We start from the raw sequence: 17,107 nt of genomic DNA, 5'->3' as shown, positions 1-17,107 counted from the left end.
GACCGGGTCGGCGCACCGGCGCGACCTCTACTACGCCGCCCGGGCCCTGGACAACACCATGTACGTCGTCTTCGCCAACGCCGTCGGAGGCGCGGACCCGTGGCGGTTCAACGGTGGCGCGGCGGTCTACGACCCGCAGGGACGGCCGCTGGTGCGCGGCGCCGACGAGGGCGAGGCCGTGCTGGTCGCCACCCTGGACCCGGCCGCGCTGGCGGCCACCCGCGCGGCCCACTCCATGCTCGCCGACCGACCCGCCGACCAGGGGCTCCCCCGAACGGCGCTGCCGGCCTGACGGACGTCGCCGACCGCTCGGCCCTGTCGACGGCGCTCCCCTCTCCCGTAAGGTGCCCGCGTGCCGCTGCTCCTGCTCGACCTGGACAACACCCTGCTCGACCGGGCGGGTCCGTTCCGCGCCTGGGGTGAGCGGTTCCTGGACAGCATCGGCGCGCCGCACACCGACATCGACTGGCTGCTCTCCATCGACGCCGACGGGCTCACCGACCGGTGGGACGTCGCCGACGCCATCCGCGACCGGTACGCGCTGCGCATCCCCTCCATCGACCTGGTCGAGGAGCTGCACGACGGGGTGGTGGCGAACACCCGCCTCGATCCGCTGGTCGCCTGCGCGCTGCGGATCGCCGACGACGCCGGCTGGGTGCCGGTGGTGGTCACCAACGGCTCGGTCCGCCAGCAGGACGCCAAGATCCGGCAGACCGGGCTGGACCGCTACGTCGCCGACTGGGTGATCTCTGAGGAGGCCGGGGTCAGCAAGCCCAACCCGAGGATCTTCGCGCTGGCCGCCCAGCGGGCCCGGATGCCGCTGCGCGGGGCGTGGGTGGTGGGGGACAGCCCCGAGGCGGACATCGGCGGGGCCGCCGCCGTCGGGCTGCCCAGCGTCTGGCTGCACCGGGGACGCCCCTGGCCGGACAACCGGTTCGCCCCGACCCGCACCGTCGACTCGCTGATCGCGGCGGTCGCCACCGTGCTCGCCGGCTGACGGGCGCCGTAATTCGGTTGACCCCGGTCGCCGCTGCCGACAGCATGGTGGCCGCGCGTACGGCGCAGCCGGGTCGAGCCCGGTCGAGGAGAAGGAGGTCGGTCATGGCCGTCTTTGCAGGGTCGTTCCACCTGCCTCCATCAGCCTCGATCAAGGGATCACCACTTCCGTGCGCGAACACGACCTCCCGGCGCCGCAGCGCCGTGGCCGCGGCAAGAGCCGCTTCGACGACGACGAACCACACTTCCTGAGGCACGGCCGGCCCACCGAGCCGGCCCTCGTCGAGCCCGACGACGAGCCCGAACCGGAGGACCGCTGGTCCTCCTGGGACGAGGCCGTCCACGGCCCCGAACCCCACCCCGAGTGGCTGGTCACCGAACTGGCCGCCCGGGACACCGAGCTCGGTGTGCTCAAGACCGGCAAGGAGGCGGACGTCCACCTCGTCCGCCGCGCGGTGCCGGACACCGATCGCTCCTGCCTGCTGGCCGTCAAGCGCTACCGGGACGCCCAGCACCGGCTCTTCCACCGCGACGCCGGCTACCTGGAGGGGCGCCGGGTCCGCCGGTCCCGGGAGAACCGGGCGATGGCCGGGCGTACCGCCTTCGGCCGGCAGATGATCGCCGGGCAGTGGGCCGCGGCGGAGTTCGCCGCCCTCAGCCGGCTCTGGGAGATCGGGGCCGCCTCCGGGCGGATCGCCGTGCCCTACCCGGTCCAGCTGATCGGCACCGAGCTGATGCTGGAGTTCGTCGGCGACGCCGACGAGGGGGCGGCGGCGCCCCGGCTGGCCCAGCTGCGCCCCGAGGCGGGCGAGCTGCGCTCGCTGTGGGAGCAGCTGGTGGACGCCCTGGTGGTGCTCGCTCGCGCCGGGTACGCCCACGGCGACCTGTCCCCGTACAACCTGCTGGTGCACCGGGGCCGCCTCGTCATGATCGATCTGCCGCAGGTGGTCGACGTGGTGGCCAACCCGCAGGGCCCGGAGTTCCTGGCCCGGGACGTGAAGGTGGTCGCCGCCTGGTTCACCGCGCGGGGGCTGCCGGCGGCCGGGGCCGACCCGGCCGAGCTGACCGGTCTGCTCCTGCACGAGGCGGGCATCCGCTGATCCCGGTACGCCCCGGACGGTCCGGTGACCGTCCGGGGCGTCACCGGACCGGGTGCCGCCCGTGCGGCGGGCCGGTCTACTGCAGGTAGCGCTCGACCGCCGGAATCGGCCGCTCGCCCTGGGCGTCCGGGTCGCCGTGCGCGCTGCGGGCCGCCCGCCGGCGACGCAGCAGGTCCCAGCACTGGTCCAGGGACTCCTCCAGCGCGCGCAGCCGGTCACGTGCCTCGTCGTCGGTGCCGGACTCGTTGGCCTGCGCCGCGGAACGCAGCCGGTGCTCCTCGTCGACGAGTTCCGAGATCCGGTTCAGGATGGTGGTGTCGTCCATGCCCTGAGCCTGGCACAGGGTGCCCCGCCGCGCCCGGATTCGCACCCCCCGGGCCCGGCCGCGCCGAGGTAGGTTGCCCCACCATGACCCCTGTCGTACGCCCGCTGCGACCCGCTGACGTGCCGGCGGTCGTCGAGCTGCTGGCCGCCGCCGCGCCGTACCAGATGATCACCGAGGAGTGGCTGGGCTGGCGCCTCACCGGCGCGCCCGCGGCGGAACGGTTCGGGGTGCTGGTCGCCGCGGGCGCCGAGGGGGTGGTGGGCACGGCGCTGACCGGGCTGCTGCACGAGAGCGCCGATCCGGGGCTGGGCTTCGTCAACCTCACCGTGCACCCGCGGCGGCGCGGCGGCGGCGCGGGCGCCGCCCTGCTGGCCGCCGCCGAGCAGCGGCTCGCCGGACTGGGGGCCGTGGCCGCGTACGCCAAGGTGGCCGACGACCCGGCCAGCACCGGCTTCGCCGAGCGGCGCGGCTACCGGCGCGGGCGGCGGGCGACGTTCCTGCTGCTGGACCTCACCGAGGCGGACCTGTCCGCGGCGGCGGCGCTGCCGGCCGGGGTACGGCTGCTCGCCGCGGCCGACCTGCCCGATCCGTACCCGCTCTACCTGGCGGACCTGGACGCCTCCCGGGACGAGCCGGGCGAGGTGACGATGGACGAGATCAGCTACGCCGACTGGCGAACCGCCTACTGGGAGCGCCCCGACCTGGACCGGGACCTGACCACGGTGGCGGTGCGGGACGGGGAGGTGCTCGCGTTCGGCTTCGCGATCACCGACCGGCGGGACCGCTACCGGTCGGGGATGACCGGCACCCGGCGCGAACACCGCGGCCGGGGGCTGGCCCGGGCGGTCAAGCAGCGCTCGCTGAGCCGGGCCCGCGCGGCGGGGCTGCGGTACGCGTACACCAGCAACGACGCCGGCAACGTGGCCATGCTCACGCTCAACCGCCGGCTGGGCTACCGGCCGGTCGCCGCCGAGTGGCGTTACCTGCGGGATCTGTCGGGCTGAGGTCCTCCCCGGACAGTGCACGGTGGACGGATTTCGTTGACTGTGAGAATTCCTCCGGACGCAAGATCTGGAAAAGGTCTTTCATCGGTGACATGCTCACCGGAACCGTCACGCGCGATCACCACGGATGCACGCAGCGCAAGGCGGGTGCGTCGCCGGAGGAGGACCCCCGTGCAGGTGAGCCATGACTGAATCGACCGCCCCCGTACCCCGCAAACCGTACGTCGCCCCGCTGCGCCGCACGCTGCCCGGGCTGCTCCGGGACCCACTGGCCACCCTGGTCGGGCTCGCCGACGCCGCACCCGGGCAGGTCGTCCGACTGAACCTGGGCACCATCCGGCCGTACCTGGTCACCGAGCCGGCGCACGTCCAGCACGTGCTGCGGGACAATGCCGCGAACTACACCCGGGCCGGCGACAGCATGCTGTGGCGGTCGGTCCGGAAGGTGGGCGGCGACGGAATCCTCTCCGAGGGCCCGACGTGGGAGGCGAGCCGGCGGCGGCTCCAGCCGCACTTCACCCCCAAGCGGCTCGACGCCGCCGTGGCCGACATGAGCCGGGCGATCAGTGACGCCGTGGACGAGTTGGCCGGCCCGGCACGCGACGGCACCCGGGTCGACGCGGCCGCCGAGGTCTCCCGGATCATCTGCGCGGCCGTCAGCCGGGTCTTCTTCGGCGCCAAGATCGACACTGCCGACGCCAGACGGGTGGTCGTCGAGCAGAACACCGTCGCGACCGCGCTGCGGTTCCGGCTGCTCGCCCCGTTCCTGCCGGACGCCGTGCCGATGCCCGGCGACCGGGCCTTCCGTCGGGCCGTCCGGAACATCGACGAGATCCTGCTCCCGATGATCCGCGCCGAGCGCGCCCGCCCCGAGGGCGGCGACGACATCCTCGCCGCGCTGGCCCGGGCCAGGGACGCCGACGGCAACAAGCTGGACGAGCGGCGGGTCCGCGACGACGTGGTGTCCACCTTCGCCACCACCACCGAGACCACCTACACGGTGCTCACCTGGCTCTTCCCGCTGCTGGAGCAGGTGCCCGACGTCGCCGCCCGGCTCTACGAGGAGATCGACCGGGTGGTCGGCTCCGGCGACGTGGTCACCCGGGAGCAGGTCGGCGAGCTGCGCTACACCCGGATGGTGCTGGACGAGCTGCTCCGCGCCTATCCGTCGGCGTGGCTGGTCCCGCGGACGGCGGTCGCCGACGACGTCATCGGCGGCACCCGGATCTCCGCCGGCGCGACGATCGCCCTCAGCCCCTACGTCACCCAGCGGCTGGCCCGGTTCTGGGACCGCCCGGAGGTCTTCGACCCGGAGCGCTTCGCCCCCGACGCGCCCCGGCGCGTGCACCGGTACGCCTACTTCCCGTTCGGCGGCGGCGCCCACCAGTGCATCGGGCAGTACCTGTTCCAGCTGAAGGCGACGCTGATCCTGGCGACCCTGTTCAGCCGGTTCCGGTACCGGCTCTGCGAGCCCGGGATGCCGGCCCCGCAGCTCGCAGCGACACTGCGAGCCGGGGGGCCGGTGCCGCTGATGCTCACCCCGCACCGGCAACCGGCCCTGGCCTGACCGCCGTGGCACCTGACGTACGGGCGGTCGACGAGCTGCGGGAGGCCGCCGAGCACGGGCGGATCTGCGCCCTCGCCGCGCAGGGCCAGCGGGACCTGCAACGCTGCCTCGCCGCCCATCCGGACCTCTTCGCCGCCGGGCCCTTCGACGCCGCCCTGGCCAGCAGTGTCGCCCTGGCCATCGCGTTCAGCGCCCCCTGGTGCGACGCCGCCGAGCTGCGATTGACCAACCGGGCGGTGCTCTGGGGGTTCGCGCTGGACTGGCAGGTGGACCACCTGGCCACCTCCGCCGCCGAAGTCGACCAGCTGGTGCAACGGCAGCTCGCGGTCGCCGCCGGGGCGCCGGCGGCGGCGGACGACCCGCTGGGTCAATTCCTCGCCGGCCTCCGCGCCGACCTGGCGACCGCACCGGCCTTCGGCAGGCAGGGCGGGGCGTGGCGGGAGGCGGTGTGCCGGACGCTGGAGGCGATGCGGCGCGAGTGGCACTGGCGGGCGGCCGGCCGCGACGGAGCGCTGCCGCTGCCGACGCTCGCCGACTACCTGGCCAACGCCGACAACCTGGCCTGCACCGTGGTGAACGTGGCGCACTGGATCTCCGTCGGCGGCGCGGACGCGCCCGACCGGCTCGGCCGGCTGGTCACCGCCAGCGACGCGGTGCAACGCGCCCTGCGGCTGGTCAACGACCTGGCCACCTATGAGCGGGACCTGCGCTGGGGCGACCTCAACGCGATCATGCTGGTCGAGGACCGGGCCGTCGTCGAGCGGGAGCTGACCGGCCTTCTCGGGCGGGCCACCGAGCTCCTCGACCAGCTGCGCGCCGACTGCCCCCGGGAGGTGGCCTACCTGACCCGGCAGCTCGGCTACACCAGCGGCTTCTACCGGTCGACCGACTTCTGGGGGGTGGCGTGAGCACGGAGGCTCTGGCCCGGGACGCCGCACCACCGGAGGATCCCGGGTACGCGATGGCGGCGGGCGAACTGGTCGCCGGGCTGACCGTCCGTCCGGCGGGCCGTACGTCGGCGTCGCCGTACGAGACCGGCCGGTTGGTCTCCCTGGCGCCCTGGCTGCCGCAGCACGCCGAACGGGTCCGCTTCCTGCTCGCCGGGCAGCGCCCGGACGGCGGCTGGGGCGGGCCGGAGGGCTATGGGCTGGTGCCCACGCTGAGCGCCGTCGAGGGGCTGCTCGCCGTGCTGGAGCCGGACACCCCCGGCGGCTGGTCCCACGACGGCGTACGCAACGCCGTGGACCGGGCGCTGCGCCTGCTGTACGACCGGGCGGCCGGCCCGGCGACGTACCCCGTACCGGACCTGCCGGCCGTGGACCTGATCGTCCCGGCGCTGGTCGAGCGGATCGGTGACCGGCTGGCCGAGCCGCCGACGGCGCTCGCCGAGTGGCGCGGCGTCGGCCCGCCGCCGCTGCCGGCCGGCATGGACTCGCAGCGCCTCGACCGGGTACGCCTGCTCGCCCGGTCCGGCCGTCCGATGCCGCCGAAGCTGCTGCACGCGCTGGAGGTCCTCGGCCCGGCGGCGCGGCGGCTGCCCACCGTGACCCCCACCGGGTCGGGCGCGGTCGGCGCCTCCCCGGCCGCCACCGCCGCCTGGCTCGGCGGCCCCGACGGGAGCCCAGCGGCCAGCGTGGACTACCTGCGCCAGGCGATCGCCGAGCACGGGGGACCGGTGCCCTGCGCCACCCCGATCACCGTCTTCGAACGCTCCTGGGTGCTCGCCACCCTGGCCCGGGTCGGCGTACCCCTGTCGGTGCCGGCCGGGGTCCGGGCCGAGCTGCGGGCCGCGCTCGGCCCGGCCGGTGCGGCGACCGGGCCGGGCCTGCCCACCGACGCGGACACCACCGCGGTAACCCTGTACGCGCTGGCCCTGCTGGGTTGGCCGGCCGACCCGGCGTGCCTGGCCGGGTACGACACCGGCCAGCACTTCTGCACCTGGCAGGGGGAGAACGGCGCGTCGGTGACCACCAACGCGCACGTGCTGGAGGCGCTGGGCGGGCAGCTCGGCGACGGTGGCCCCCGAGCGGCGGGAGTCGTGCGCCGGCTCACCGGCTGGCTGCTCGACCGGCAGGAGGCCGACGGCCGGTGGTCCGACCGCTGGCACGCCTCGCCCTACTACGCCACCTGCTGCGCGGTGCTCGCCCTGCGCGACCACGGCGGTCCGTCGGCCCGGCCGGCGGTGGAGCGGGCGGTCGGCTGGGTGCTCGACAGCCAGCAACCCGACGGCTCCTGGGGGCGGTGGGCCGGTACGGCGGAGGAGACCGCGTACGGCCTGCTCGTGCTTCTGGCGGGCCGGCCCTCGCCCTCGGTCGACGCGGCCGTGGCCGCGGCGGCCGGCCGATTGTCCCAGCTGGACGGCGAGCGCAACCACCCTCCACTGTGGCATGACAAGGATCTGTATCATCCTGGACAGATCGTCCGGGCCGCCCTGGTCGCCGCGTGCAAGTCGGCCGGCGACCGGCTGCGCGGTGGGGGTCCATACCCCAACGGCCCCCGGGTCTGCACTGCTTGAGTGAACTTCCGGACACTGCTAGCGTGCGCCGGGGCCGGCGTCGCGCTTTCGGCCAATCCGAAACGTGAATCAGGACCGGCGAGGGACGGGTGTGATGGGTTCCCGCAGTGCAAGTCTGCGCACCAAGGTTGTGGCCCTGCTGGTCTCGCTGGCCGCGCTCTGGGCTTTCGCGGCCTGGGTGACCCTGCGCGACGGTCTCAACGTGCTCGGCGTGCAGACGCTCGACGCGCAGGTCGCCGAGCCGAGCGAGTCGCTGCTCACCGAACTCCAGCGGGAACGCCGGATGTCGGCGGCCTACCTCGGCCGCCCGAGCCCGGAGCAGGCGGAACAGCTGCGCGAGCAGCGCCGGCGCAGCGAGGAGCGGGCCGCCGACTTCGCCGAGTCGGCCCGCAGCTCGCGGGCCCGGCTTGCCTCCAGCGACGAGCTGGTGGAGCGGGTCGACGAGGTGGTCACCCGGCTGGACGACCTGGGCGCGGTGCGGGACGCGGTGGCCACCCGCTCCGTCGACCGGGCCGGCGCCGTCGACTCGTACACCGGGGTGCTCAACTCGCTGTTCCGGGTGTACGCCTCCCTGGGCAAACTGGACGACGAGCAGATCGCCAAGGACACCGCCACGCTGACCCAGCTGTTCCGGGTGCGGGAGCTGATGTCGCAGGAGGACGCCCTCTTCGCCGGGGTGGCCGCCGCCGGGCGGATCAACGACCGGGAGTACGCCCAGTTCGCCCACCTGGTCGGCGCGCAACGGTTCCTCGCCGGCGAGGCGCTGGCCGAGCTGCCCGACGCCGACCGCGAACGCTACATGCGGATGATCGACGGGCAGTCCTTCGTCCGACTGCGGTCGATGGAGGACCGGCTGGTCCGTGACGGCCGCCCGAACGCGCCGCTGCCCGTCGAGGCCGACGACTGGCAGGCCGCCATCGCCCCGGCGTTGCAGGAGCAGGAGGCCGCGGTGCTGGCCAGCGGCGACGCGCTGGTCGACCGGGCCACCCCGGTGGCGATCTGGGTGATCATCCGGATGGTGCTCGCCGCCGGCCTGGGCCTGATCGCCGTCATCGCCTCGGTGATCGTCTCGATCACCACCGCCCGCGCCCTGGTCCGTCAGCTGGAACGGCTGCGCGAGGCCGCCTTCCGGCTGGCCAACGAGCGACTGCCCGGGGTGGTGGAGCGGCTCGGTCGCGGCGAGCAGGTCGACGTGGCCAAGGAGGCGCCACCGCTGGAGTTCGGCGACGACGAGATCGGCCAGGTGGGCAAGGCCTTCAACGTGGTGCAGGAGACCGCCGTACGGACCGCGGTGGAGCAGGCCGAGCTGCGCCGCAACGTCCGCGAGGTGTTCCTCAGCCTGGCCCGGCGTACCCAGGCGCTGGTCCACCGTCAGCTCACCCTGCTCGACGCGATGGAGCGCCGGGAGCACGACGCCGCGGAGCTGGAGGACCTGTTCCGGGTCGACCACCTGGCCACCCGGATGCGGCGCAACGCCGAGAACCTGATCGTGCTCTCCGGCTCGACCCCGGGTCGTGCCTGGCGGCGGAACGTGCCCATGGTGGACGTGGTGCGCGGGGCGGTCGCCGAGGTCGAGGACTACACCCGGGTCAACGTGCTGCCGCTGGGTTCCGTCTCGCTCGCCGGCCGGGCGGTCGGCGACGTCATCCACCTGCTGGCCGAGCTGATCGAGAACGGGCTCAGCTTCTCGCCGCCGCACACCTCGGTGGAGGTACGGGGCCAGCTGGTGGCCAACGGCTTCGCCATCGAGATCGAGGACCGGGGCCTCGGCATGACCGAGGAGGACCTGGCCGCCGCCAACCACCGCATCGTGGACCGCTCCGAGCTGAACCTGGCCAACGCCTCCCGGCTCGGCCTCTACGTGGTCAGCCGGCTGACCGAGCGGCACGGCGTGAAGGTGCAGCTCAAGGAGTCCGCGTACGGCGGCACGACGGCGGTCGTGCTGATCCCGCTCGACCTGGTGCAGAGCGGCCAGGACGCGAACACCTCCGGCGGTTTCCCGGTCGGCACCGGGTCGGCCCCGCCGCTCGCCGCCGGCCAGGGCGCGCCGACGGCAGGGGCCCCGGCGGCCGACCGGGACACCGCGGACGGCGAGCGGGTGGACACTGCGCCGCCGGCCCGGGCCGGGACCGCGCCGTCGCCGTCCGCGTCGGGCCTGCCCACCCGGTCGCGGACCCGGCCCGCCCAGGGCGCCCTGACCGGCCCCACCGTGCCGACCGGCCTGCCGACCACGGTGGCCCGGCCCGCCGCGCCGCCGCGGCCCGCCGCCGCCCCGACCCCGGTCGAGGCGGCCGTGCCGAACGCCGCCACCGAGGACCGCACGCCCGCCACCGAGGACGGCACGCCCGCCGGCGCTGACGGCCGGGTGACCGACTCCGGCCTACCGGTGCGGGTACGGCAGGCCAACATCGCGCCGGAGCTGCGCGCCGAGCAGGCGGCGGAGGATACCGACGAGGAGACGGCGCGCCCGCCGGAGCAGGTGCGCCGGATGATGAGCTCCTACCAGACGGGCACCCGGCGGGGCCGGACCGATGCCGCCCGCCTGCTGGGAGGCGCCGCCACCGGGGCGCGGGCCGGCAACGGGCCGGAGGACGGGGACGGGCAGGCGACCTGACGGCCGCGCGAGGAGAAACGACCGCGCGCGGGGCACGGCAACACCGACGTACGGCGACACCAGCCGGGGGAGAAGAGGACGACGAGTGGGGCAGAAGACGGCTTCGAGTGCCGACCTGACGTGGCTGCTGGACGATCTGGTCGGTCGGGTGAAGCAGGCCGAACACGCCGTGGCGCTCTCCTCCGACGGCCTGCTGATGGCCTCGTCGCGGGGGCTGAGCCGGGACGACGGTGAGCACCTGGCGGCGATGGCGGCCGGGATCCAGAGCCTGGCCCGAGGTGCGGGCAAGCGGTTCGGCGGCGGACAGGTCCAGCAGACCATCATCGAGATGCAGTCGTCGTTCCTCTTCGTCACGGCGGCTGGGCGCAACGCCTGCCTGGCGGTGCTCGCCGCCGAGGACGCCGACGTCGGACTGATCGCCTACGAGATGGCGATGCTGGTGACCCGGGTGGGCAAGTTCGTCGCGTCGCCCACCCGAGGGCTCGACCAGCCGGCCGGCGGGAAGTAGCGGCGATGACGGTCGGGGGCGGTTCCGAGGACAGGTGGGTGGACGACCACGCCGGGCCGGTGGTCCGGCCGTACGCGGTCACTCGCGGCCGGGCCCGCCCGGTCACCGGCACGTTCGACCTGATCTCCCTGGTGACGGCGACCCGTGCGGACGCCGGCTCGGACTCCGGGCTGGGCCCGGAACACCTGGCGATCGTCGCGCTCTGCCAGCGGATGCAGTCCGTGGCGGAGGTCGCCGCCCATCTGGACCTGCCGGTGGGGACCGTCCGGGTCCTCCTGGGCGACCTGATGGCCCGTGAACTGGTGGTGGTGCGGCCGCCGCGCGGCAGCGCCGGCCTACCTGACGAAAGCGTCTTCGAGGCGGTGATCAATGGACTACGGGCACTCTGAGCGGCCGGCCGACGCGCCGCCGCTGCCCACCGCGATCAAGATCCTGATCGCCGGAGGGTTCGGCGCGGGCAAGACGACCATGGTCGGTGCGGTGAGCGAGACCAGACCACTGCGCACCGAGGAGGTGCTGACCGAGACGGGCATCGGGGTCGACGACCTGGCCGGCGTGGAGGACAAGACCACCACCACGGTGGCGATGGACTTCGGCCGGATCACGATCAGCGACGATCTGGTGCTCTACCTCTTCGGCACCCCCGGTCAGGACCGGTTCTGGTTCGTCTGGGACGAGCTGGCCCTGGGCGCGATCGGGGCGGTGGTGCTGGCCGACACCCGCCGGCTGGCCGACTGCTTCCCCTCAATCGACTATTTCGAGGAGCGGGGCACCCCGTTCGTGGTGGCGGTGAACTGCTTCGAGGACTCCCGGCGCTACCAGCTGGACGAGGTGCAGGCGGCGCTGAACCTGGACCCGGGTGTGCCGGTGCTGCTCTGCGACGCCCGCCAGCGGGAGTCCAGCCGGGACGTGCTGGTCACCCTCCTGGAGCACGCGATGAAGACCCGCGACGCCCGACGCCGGGCGGACTGACCGCCTCGATCGACCCGATTGCGGCGTGTGGCGGTGTCCGGTAACCCGGATACCGCCACACGCCGCAACTCGCATACACGGGTACGCGACCGGGAACGTCGACGGCCCCCGGCGGTCCGCCGGGGGCCGTTCGGAGTAGACGGATCAGCCGCGCTTGGTGGTCTCCATGAACCGCCGCCAGGCGGCCGGTGTGAAGGTGAGGGCCGGACCGGCGGGGTCCTTGGAGTCGCGTACGCCCACGACGCCCGCGAGGTTGTCCGCGACCTCGACGCAGTCGCCACCGTTGCCGCCGCTCTTCGTGCTCTTGCGCCACCGGGCACCGCTCAGGTCCATGCTGCTGCCGCTTCTCTCAGGAGGTCCAAGGATCGCCCGCGGGGAAGAGCCTCGCCCCGGATGCGTTCCCATCGTCGTTCCAGCGTAGCAATTTCGGACGCTTGCTCGATTATCTGCGCACGGGCCTGACTGTCGACGTGCCCGACCCGCGTCCCGTCCGGTAGCTCCGCGAGCGTGAAGGGTCCGTCCAACCCGGGATACGTCGATGTGTCGAGCGGAACCACGTGTAGCTGAACGTTGGGCAGGTCGGCGCAGGCCACGAGGTGGGACAGTTGAGCGGCCATCAGTTGACGGTCCCCGGCGGCCGGGCGCCGAAGGATCTGCTCGTCGACCACCGCGACGAACAAGGGCGCTCGTTCGCGAGTGAGGATCGCCTGCCGATCCATCCGTGCCGCGACCAAATTGGCGATCTCCTCCGGCGTGAGCGGTTGGCCGATGAACGTGGCGCGCGCGTACGCCTCGGTTTGCAGCAGGCCGGGAACCCAGGCGAGTTGAAACGCCCGCAGTGCGACGGCGTCACGCTCGATGTCGACCCAGGGCCGGGACCACACGGGCTCGCGCCGGTGAGCCGCGTCCGGCCAGAGCGTGTCGGGGTGCTGTCCGAGGAGGTTCGCGACCGTGACGCGGTGCCGGCTCTGCGGGGTGTGCCCCGGGTTGGCCCACCGGGCGACGGTCTTCGGGTGCACCCCCAGGTGCCCCGCCAGGCTCTCGGCCGTGTGGCCCGCCTCGGCCAGCGCGGCGACAAACGCATGGTTCATGCCTGTCCTCTCAGGAACAAAACAACCGTCCGAAGAAGATTAGCGAACGCTGTGTGATTGTCTAACGACCCTCGGCAAGCTGCGGGTTAGTCGATGTCGAGGAGCAAAAGACGATGCCTGAGGACAAGCCACGGCCAGTTCCGAAGCCGAGGAACACCGCGCCGCCGGCCCACCCGACCGTGCCCGAGCCGACCAGGCCGCCCATTCCCGCGTACCGTGGCACCGGCGGGGTGACGAACGTCGTCCCCGCGTCGCGCTGGCGGACCGGGAGTGGCCCGCTCGCCGCGCACACCGCGAGCGGCCCGTGGTGGCGGTGCGCCACCTGCGGTCGGGACTGGCCCTGTCCGACGCTGCGCGCGACCCCGACGGACGCGTCCCGGCGGGCGACCCTGATCCCCGAGTTCTCCCGGATCACCCGCCATGCGATCCGCGACCTTCGGGGCCAGCCCGGCGGCCCGGACCCGATCGCCATCGTCCGCCGCTTCCTCTGGTTCCTGCCCCTCACCGATGAGGAGGCCCGCGCGGTCGCGTTGAGGCTGCGATGAGCAGCGGCCCGCGCCCGAGGTTCGGTGGCGGCGACGTCGTCGTGCTGTCCCGGGCCGCCTCCCCCCAGTTCGTGGCGCCGATCGTCGTCCGCGTGATCCGCGAGATCCGTGACCGGCACCCGCCCCACGGGTGGACCTGGATCGAGGGCTACCAGCTTGACTCCCAGGGTCTCGCGACCACTAAGCGTGAGCTGTTCGTGCTGGTCGAAGGGGTGCGCCGGGACGTTCGACCGCCGTCGACCGATCCCGCGCGATGCCGACCGGCCCGGCGGCTCTCGGCCCGATCGGAGTGAGTCCCGCCGCGTGACCGGAGAATGCCCGAAGGGCCGCCCCCGCAAGCGCGGGAAGCGGCCCTTCGGCGGTACGCAATCAGTTGGCGATCATCCGGCGCAGCACGTACTGCAGGATGCCGCCGTGCCGGTAGTAGTCCGCCTCGCCCGGGGTGTCGATCCGGACCACGGCGTCGAACTCCACGCCGGTGTCGGTGGTGACCTTGACCGTGCGCGGGGTGTCGCCGTCGTTGAGCGCGGTCACGCCGGTGATGGAGAAGGTCTCCGTGCCGGTGAGGCCGAGCGACTCCGCCGTCACGTCGACCGGGAACTGCAGCGGCAGCACGCCCATGCCGATCAGGTTCGAGCGGTGGATCCGCTCGTACGACTCGGCGATGACCGCCTTGACGCCGAGCAGCATGGTGCCCTTGGCCGCCCAGTCGCGCGACGAGCCGGAGCCGTACTCCTTGCCGGCCAGGATCACCAGCGGGACGCCGGCCTCCTGGTACGCCATGGAGGCGTCGTAGATCGAGCTCTGCTCGCCGGTCAGGTGGTTGACCGTGAAGCCGCCCTCGACGCCCGGCACCAGCTGGTTGCGCAGCCGGATGTTGGCGAAGGTGCCCCGGATCATCACCTCGTGGTTGCCCCGGCGCGAGCCGTACGAGTTGAACTCGTGGCGCGGCACGCCGTGCTCGGCGAGGTACTTGCCGGCGGGGGAGTCGGCCTTGATCGAGCCGGCCGGGGAGATGTGGTCGGTGGTGACCGAGTCGCCCAGCTTGGCGAGCACCCGCGCGTCGCTGATGTCCACGACGGCGCTCGGCTCCCGCTGCATGCCCTCGAAGTACGGGGGCTTGCGGACGTAGGTGGAGTCGTCCGCCCAGGCGAAGGTGTCGCCGGTCGGGGTGGGCAGCGACTGCCAGCGCTCGTCGCCGGCGAAGACGTCCGCGTACGCGGCGCTGAAGCCGGTGGCGCCGATCGCCTGCGCGATGACGTCCTGGATCTCGGCGCTGTTCGGCCAGATGTCGCGCAGGAAGACCGGGTTGCCCTCGCTGTCCTCGCCGAGCGGCTCGTTGGCCAGGTCGATGTCCATCGTGCCGGCGAGCGCGTACGCGACCACCAGCGGCGGGGACGCCAGGTAGTTCATCTTGACGTCCGGGTTGATCCGGCCCTCGAAGTTCCGGTTGCCGGAGAGCACCGAGACGACGGCGAGGTCGCCCTCGTTGACCGCGGCGGAGACCTCCTCCGGCAGCGGGCCGGAGTTGCCGATGCAGGTGGTGCAGCCGTAGCCGACCAGGTTGAAGCCGAGCTTGTCCAGGTACGGCGTGAGGCCGGCGCGGTCGTAGTAGTCCATGACGACCTTGGAGCCCGGCGCCAGGGTGGTCTTGACCCACGGCTTGCGGGCCAGGCCCTTGTCGACCGCGTTGCGGGCGAGCAGCGCGGCGCCGATCATCACCTGCGGGTTCGAGGTGTTGGTGCAGGAGGTGATGGCGGCGATCACCACCGCGCCGTGGTCCAGCTCGTACTCGACGCCGTCGGCGCTGGTCACCCGGATCGGGTTGCTGGCCCGGCCGCCGGAGCCCACCGCGGCGGTCTCCAGGTCGCGCGGCTCGTCGTTCGGGTCGCTGTAGTCGTTGGCGGGCGGGTCGCTGGCCGGGAACGACTCGGCGCTGGCCTCGTCGGCCGGGCCGGCCACCCCCCGGGGCAGCCGCTCGCGCGGTACGCCCGGCTTGACGTCCTTCTCCTTCTCGCCACCGAGGTCGCCCTCGGCGACGTAGTCGGTCAGCGCGGAGCGGAACAGCGTCTTGGCGCTGCCCAGCGGCACCCGGTCCTGCGGGCGCTTCGGGCCGGCCAGCGACGGCTCGATGGTGGAGAGGTCCAGCTCCAGCCGCTCGGAGTACTCCGGCTCGCGCTCCGGGTCGTGCCAGAGGCCCTGCTCCTTGGCGTACGCCTCGACGAGCGCGACCTGCTGCGGGTCGCGGCCGGTCAGCTCCAGGTAGCGGACGGTCTCGGCGTCGATCGGGAAGATCGCGACGGTGGAGCCGTACTCCGGGGACATGTTGCCGATGGTGGCGCGGTTGGCCAGCGGCACGGCGCTCACGCCGGGGCCGTAGAATTCGACGAACTTGCCGACCACGCCGTGCTTGCGCAGCATCTCGGTGATGGTGAGCACGAGGTCGGTGGCGGTGGTGCCGGCCGGCATCTCGCCGTGCAGCTTGAAGCCGACGACGCGCGGGATCAGCATGCTGACCGGCTGGCCGAGCATCGCGGCCTCGGCCTCGATGCCGCCGACGCCCCAGCCCAGCACGCCCAGGCCGTTGACCATGGTGGTGTGCGAGTCGGTGCCGACCACGGTGTCCGGGTACGCCTGGCCGTTGCGCTCCATGATCGTGCGGGCCAGGTACTCGATGTTGACCTGGTGCACGATGCCGGTGCCCGGCGGGACGACCTTGAACTCGTTGAAGGCGGTCTGGCCCCAGCGCAGGAACTGGTAGCGCTCCTTGTTGCGCTCGTACTCCAGCTCGACGTTGCGGGCGAAGGCGTCCTCGCGGCCGAACAGGTCGGCGATGACGGAGTGGTCGATGACCAGCTCGGCCGGGGCGAGCGGGTTGACCTTGGTGGCGTCGCCGCCGAGGTCGCGGACGGCCTCCCGCATGGTGGCCAGGTCCACGACGCAGGGCACGCCGGTGAAGTCCTGCATGAGCACCCGCGCCGGGGTGAACTGGATCTCCACGCTGGGGTCGGCGGTGGGGTCCCAGCCGCCGAGCTGGCGGATGTGGTCGGCGGTGATGTTCGCGCCGTCCTCGGTCCGCAGCAGGTTCTCCAGCAGGACCTTCAAGCTGTAGGGCAGCCGGTCGTGGCCCTCCACCTTGTCAATCCTGAAAATCTCGTAGCTCGCGTCTCCGACGCGTAGCTGGGTCTTCGCACCGAAGGTGTCGAGGCTCGCCACGTCGTACTCCTTCACACCAGCGACCGTGAGTAGTCCTGAGCAGTCTGTCGCACCGGTCGGAGCGCCGCCCAGGTTAGGTGACACTTACCGCCGATTCTCGTCGTCAACAAAACCGTACGTCCGTCTTGCTATTAGTGCAACCTCGTGCCAGGGTTCGGGACGAGGAGGTGCCACCATGATCCACCACGTCCTGCTCGCCTGCCCGCGCGGCTCGGAGGAGGCCTCCCGAACCTTCTACGCCGGCCTGCTCGGACTGGCCGAGAAAGCAAAACCACCGGCCCTCGCCGCCCGCGGTGGTTGCTGGTTCACCGGGTACGGCGCGGAGCTGCACCTCGGCGTCGAGGACGACTTCCGCCCCGCCCGCAAGGCCCACCCGGCGCTGCTCCGCCCCGACCTGGACGACCTCGCCGCCCGGCTGGTCGCCGCCGGACACCCCGTCACCTGGGGTGACGACGAACTGCCCGGGATGCGGCGGTTCCACACCGCGGACCCGCACGGCAACCGCCTGGAGTTCGTCGCCCCCGTCACCGGCTGACCCGCCGTCCGTCCCGCACCCGGGCATGACGGAAGGGCCGGTCCCCGTGGTGGGGGCCGGCCCTTCGTCGTGGTGTGGGTCAGGAGGCGGTGGCGTAGCCGCGGGTGGCGATCCAGTCG

At 73.2% G+C, this 17,107-nt stretch carries 18 protein-coding genes; 14 read left to right on the top strand and 4 right to left on the bottom strand.

Going from position 1 to position 17,107, the window contains the following annotated elements:
- From ACSNN7_RS25645 to ACSNN7_RS25635, 3 genes are all read left to right on the top strand, one after another.
- On the top strand, positions 1 to 292 hold a 292-nt coding region (locus ACSNN7_RS25645; RefSeq protein ID WP_436683503.1), incomplete at its 5' end, for a nitrilase-related carbon-nitrogen hydrolase.
- Between the two features lie 60 nt (positions 293 to 352).
- A complete protein-coding gene (locus tag ACSNN7_RS25640; RefSeq protein ID WP_436683502.1) occupies positions 353 to 997 on the top strand; it encodes an HAD family hydrolase in 645 nt (214 codons plus the stop codon).
- Between the two features lie 169 nt (positions 998 to 1,166).
- Positions 1,167 to 2,096: a serine protein kinase RIO gene (locus tag ACSNN7_RS25635; RefSeq protein WP_436683501.1), complete on the top strand. Its 930-nt coding sequence runs from the start codon at positions 1,167 to 1,169 to the stop codon at positions 2,094 to 2,096.
- Positions 2,097 to 2,172: 76 nt separating this feature from the next.
- On the opposite strand, the gene ACSNN7_RS25630 is transcribed toward ACSNN7_RS25635, so the two are convergent.
- Positions 2,173 to 2,421: a DUF2630 family protein gene (locus ACSNN7_RS25630; RefSeq protein ID WP_334457294.1), complete on the bottom strand. Its 249-nt coding sequence runs from the start codon at positions 2,419 to 2,421 to the stop codon at positions 2,173 to 2,175.
- A gap of 83 nt (positions 2,422 to 2,504) precedes the next feature.
- On the opposite strand from ACSNN7_RS25630, the gene ACSNN7_RS25625 reads away from it, so the two are divergent.
- From ACSNN7_RS25625 to ACSNN7_RS25590, 8 genes are all read left to right on the top strand, one after another.
- Positions 2,505 to 3,425 carry an N-acetyltransferase family protein gene (locus ACSNN7_RS25625; protein WP_436683500.1) on the top strand — a complete coding sequence of 307 codons (921 nt, stop codon included), beginning with the start codon at positions 2,505 to 2,507 and terminating at the stop codon, positions 3,423 to 3,425.
- Positions 3,426 to 3,609: 184 nt separating this feature from the next.
- Positions 3,610 to 4,992 (top strand): cytochrome P450, encoded by a 1,383-nt coding sequence (locus ACSNN7_RS25620; protein WP_436683499.1) that lies wholly within the window; start codon positions 3,610 to 3,612, stop codon positions 4,990 to 4,992.
- A gap of 5 nt (positions 4,993 to 4,997) precedes the next feature.
- Complete coding sequence (locus ACSNN7_RS25615) at positions 4,998 to 5,900, top strand: terpene synthase family protein (RefSeq protein ID WP_436683498.1); 903 nt, start codon at positions 4,998 to 5,000, stop codon at positions 5,898 to 5,900.
- Positions 5,897 to 7,507: a prenyltransferase gene (locus ACSNN7_RS25610; RefSeq protein WP_436683497.1), complete on the top strand. Its 1,611-nt coding sequence runs from the start codon at positions 5,897 to 5,899 to the stop codon at positions 7,505 to 7,507. Before ACSNN7_RS25615 ends, ACSNN7_RS25610 begins: the two co-directional genes overlap by 4 nt.
- A 94-nt stretch (positions 7,508 to 7,601) precedes the next feature.
- Positions 7,602 to 10,121, top strand: coding sequence for a nitrate- and nitrite sensing domain-containing protein (locus ACSNN7_RS25605; RefSeq protein WP_436683496.1), 2,520 nt, complete (start codon positions 7,602 to 7,604; stop codon positions 10,119 to 10,121).
- Positions 10,122 to 10,206: 85 nt separating this feature from the next.
- The gene (locus ACSNN7_RS25600; RefSeq protein WP_088961283.1) at positions 10,207 to 10,629 is read left to right on the top strand and encodes a roadblock/LC7 domain-containing protein; all 423 of its coding nucleotides are present in this window, start codon (positions 10,207 to 10,209) and stop codon (positions 10,627 to 10,629) included.
- Positions 10,630 to 10,634: 5 nt separating this feature from the next.
- The gene (locus ACSNN7_RS25595) at positions 10,635 to 11,018 is read left to right on the top strand and encodes a DUF742 domain-containing protein (protein ID WP_334457280.1); all 384 of its coding nucleotides are present in this window, start codon (positions 10,635 to 10,637) and stop codon (positions 11,016 to 11,018) included.
- On the top strand, positions 10,999 to 11,601 hold the full coding sequence (locus tag ACSNN7_RS25590; RefSeq protein WP_436683495.1) for a GTP-binding protein: 603 nt from the start codon (positions 10,999 to 11,001) through the stop codon (positions 11,599 to 11,601). Before ACSNN7_RS25595 ends, ACSNN7_RS25590 begins: the two co-directional genes overlap by 20 nt.
- Positions 11,602 to 11,745: 144 nt before the next feature.
- Here ACSNN7_RS25590 and ACSNN7_RS25585 read toward each other — a convergent pair whose 3' ends face one another.
- Together ACSNN7_RS25585 and ACSNN7_RS25580 are read right to left on the bottom strand one after the other, a co-directional pair.
- Positions 11,746 to 11,934 (bottom strand): DUF397 domain-containing protein, encoded by a 189-nt coding sequence (locus ACSNN7_RS25585; protein ID WP_436683494.1) that lies wholly within the window; start codon positions 11,932 to 11,934, stop codon positions 11,746 to 11,748.
- Positions 11,925 to 12,692, bottom strand: coding sequence for a DUF5753 domain-containing protein (locus ACSNN7_RS25580; protein ID WP_436683493.1), 768 nt, complete (start codon positions 12,690 to 12,692; stop codon positions 11,925 to 11,927). Before ACSNN7_RS25580 ends, ACSNN7_RS25585 begins: the two co-directional genes overlap by 10 nt.
- A 113-nt stretch (positions 12,693 to 12,805) precedes the next feature.
- Between ACSNN7_RS25580 and ACSNN7_RS25575 the strand changes: the two genes are divergently transcribed.
- Together ACSNN7_RS25575 and ACSNN7_RS25570 are read left to right on the top strand one after the other, a co-directional pair.
- The gene (locus ACSNN7_RS25575) at positions 12,806 to 13,237 is read left to right on the top strand and encodes a hypothetical protein (protein WP_436683492.1); all 432 of its coding nucleotides are present in this window, start codon (positions 12,806 to 12,808) and stop codon (positions 13,235 to 13,237) included.
- Positions 13,234 to 13,530 carry a hypothetical protein gene (locus ACSNN7_RS25570; protein WP_436683491.1) on the top strand — a complete coding sequence of 99 codons (297 nt, stop codon included), beginning with the start codon at positions 13,234 to 13,236 and terminating at the stop codon, positions 13,528 to 13,530. Before ACSNN7_RS25575 ends, ACSNN7_RS25570 begins: the two co-directional genes overlap by 4 nt.
- A gap of 76 nt (positions 13,531 to 13,606) precedes the next feature.
- On the opposite strand, the gene ACSNN7_RS25565 is transcribed toward ACSNN7_RS25570, so the two are convergent.
- Positions 13,607 to 16,468: an aconitate hydratase gene (locus ACSNN7_RS25565; protein ID WP_436683490.1), complete on the bottom strand. Its 2,862-nt coding sequence runs from the start codon at positions 16,466 to 16,468 to the stop codon at positions 13,607 to 13,609.
- Between the two features lie 160 nt (positions 16,469 to 16,628).
- Here ACSNN7_RS25565 and ACSNN7_RS25560 point away from each other — a divergent pair, with 160 nt between their 5' ends.
- On the top strand, positions 16,629 to 16,988 hold the full coding sequence (locus ACSNN7_RS25560; RefSeq protein WP_436683489.1) for a VOC family protein: 360 nt from the start codon (positions 16,629 to 16,631) through the stop codon (positions 16,986 to 16,988).
- Positions 16,989 to 17,107: the final 119 nt, after the last annotated feature.

The organism is Micromonospora sp. URMC 105 (assembly GCF_051386295.1).
Lineage (GTDB): Bacteria > Actinomycetota > Actinomycetes > Mycobacteriales > Micromonosporaceae > Micromonospora.
This window is presented reverse-complemented; position numbering and strand designations above follow the sequence as displayed.

Bases quoted from the DNA above. Each gene is read 5' to 3' on its own strand.
- ACSNN7_RS25630 (WP_334457294.1), bottom strand. From the start codon at position 2,421: ATGGACGACACCACCATCCTGAACCGGATCTCGGAACTCGTCGACGAG.
- ACSNN7_RS25625 (WP_436683500.1), top strand. From the start codon at position 2,505: ATGACCCCTGTCGTACGCCCGCTGCGACCCGCTGACGTGCCGGCGGTC.
- ACSNN7_RS25620 (WP_436683499.1), top strand. From the start codon at position 3,610: ATGACTGAATCGACCGCCCCCGTACCCCGCAAACCGTACGTCGCCCCG.
- ACSNN7_RS25605 (WP_436683496.1), top strand. From the start codon at position 7,602: ATGGGTTCCCGCAGTGCAAGTCTGCGCACCAAGGTTGTGGCCCTGCTG.
- ACSNN7_RS25595 (WP_334457280.1), top strand. From the start codon at position 10,635: ATGACGGTCGGGGGCGGTTCCGAGGACAGGTGGGTGGACGACCACGCC.
- ACSNN7_RS25590 (WP_436683495.1), top strand. From the start codon at position 10,999: ATGGACTACGGGCACTCTGAGCGGCCGGCCGACGCGCCGCCGCTGCCC.
- ACSNN7_RS25585 (WP_436683494.1), bottom strand. From the start codon at position 11,934: ATGGACCTGAGCGGTGCCCGGTGGCGCAAGAGCACGAAGAGCGGCGGC.
- ACSNN7_RS25580 (WP_436683493.1), bottom strand. From the start codon at position 12,692: ATGAACCATGCGTTTGTCGCCGCGCTGGCCGAGGCGGGCCACACGGCC.
- ACSNN7_RS25575 (WP_436683492.1), top strand. From the start codon at position 12,806: ATGCCTGAGGACAAGCCACGGCCAGTTCCGAAGCCGAGGAACACCGCG.
- ACSNN7_RS25570 (WP_436683491.1), top strand. From the start codon at position 13,234: ATGAGCAGCGGCCCGCGCCCGAGGTTCGGTGGCGGCGACGTCGTCGTG.
- ACSNN7_RS25560 (WP_436683489.1), top strand. From the start codon at position 16,629: ATGATCCACCACGTCCTGCTCGCCTGCCCGCGCGGCTCGGAGGAGGCC.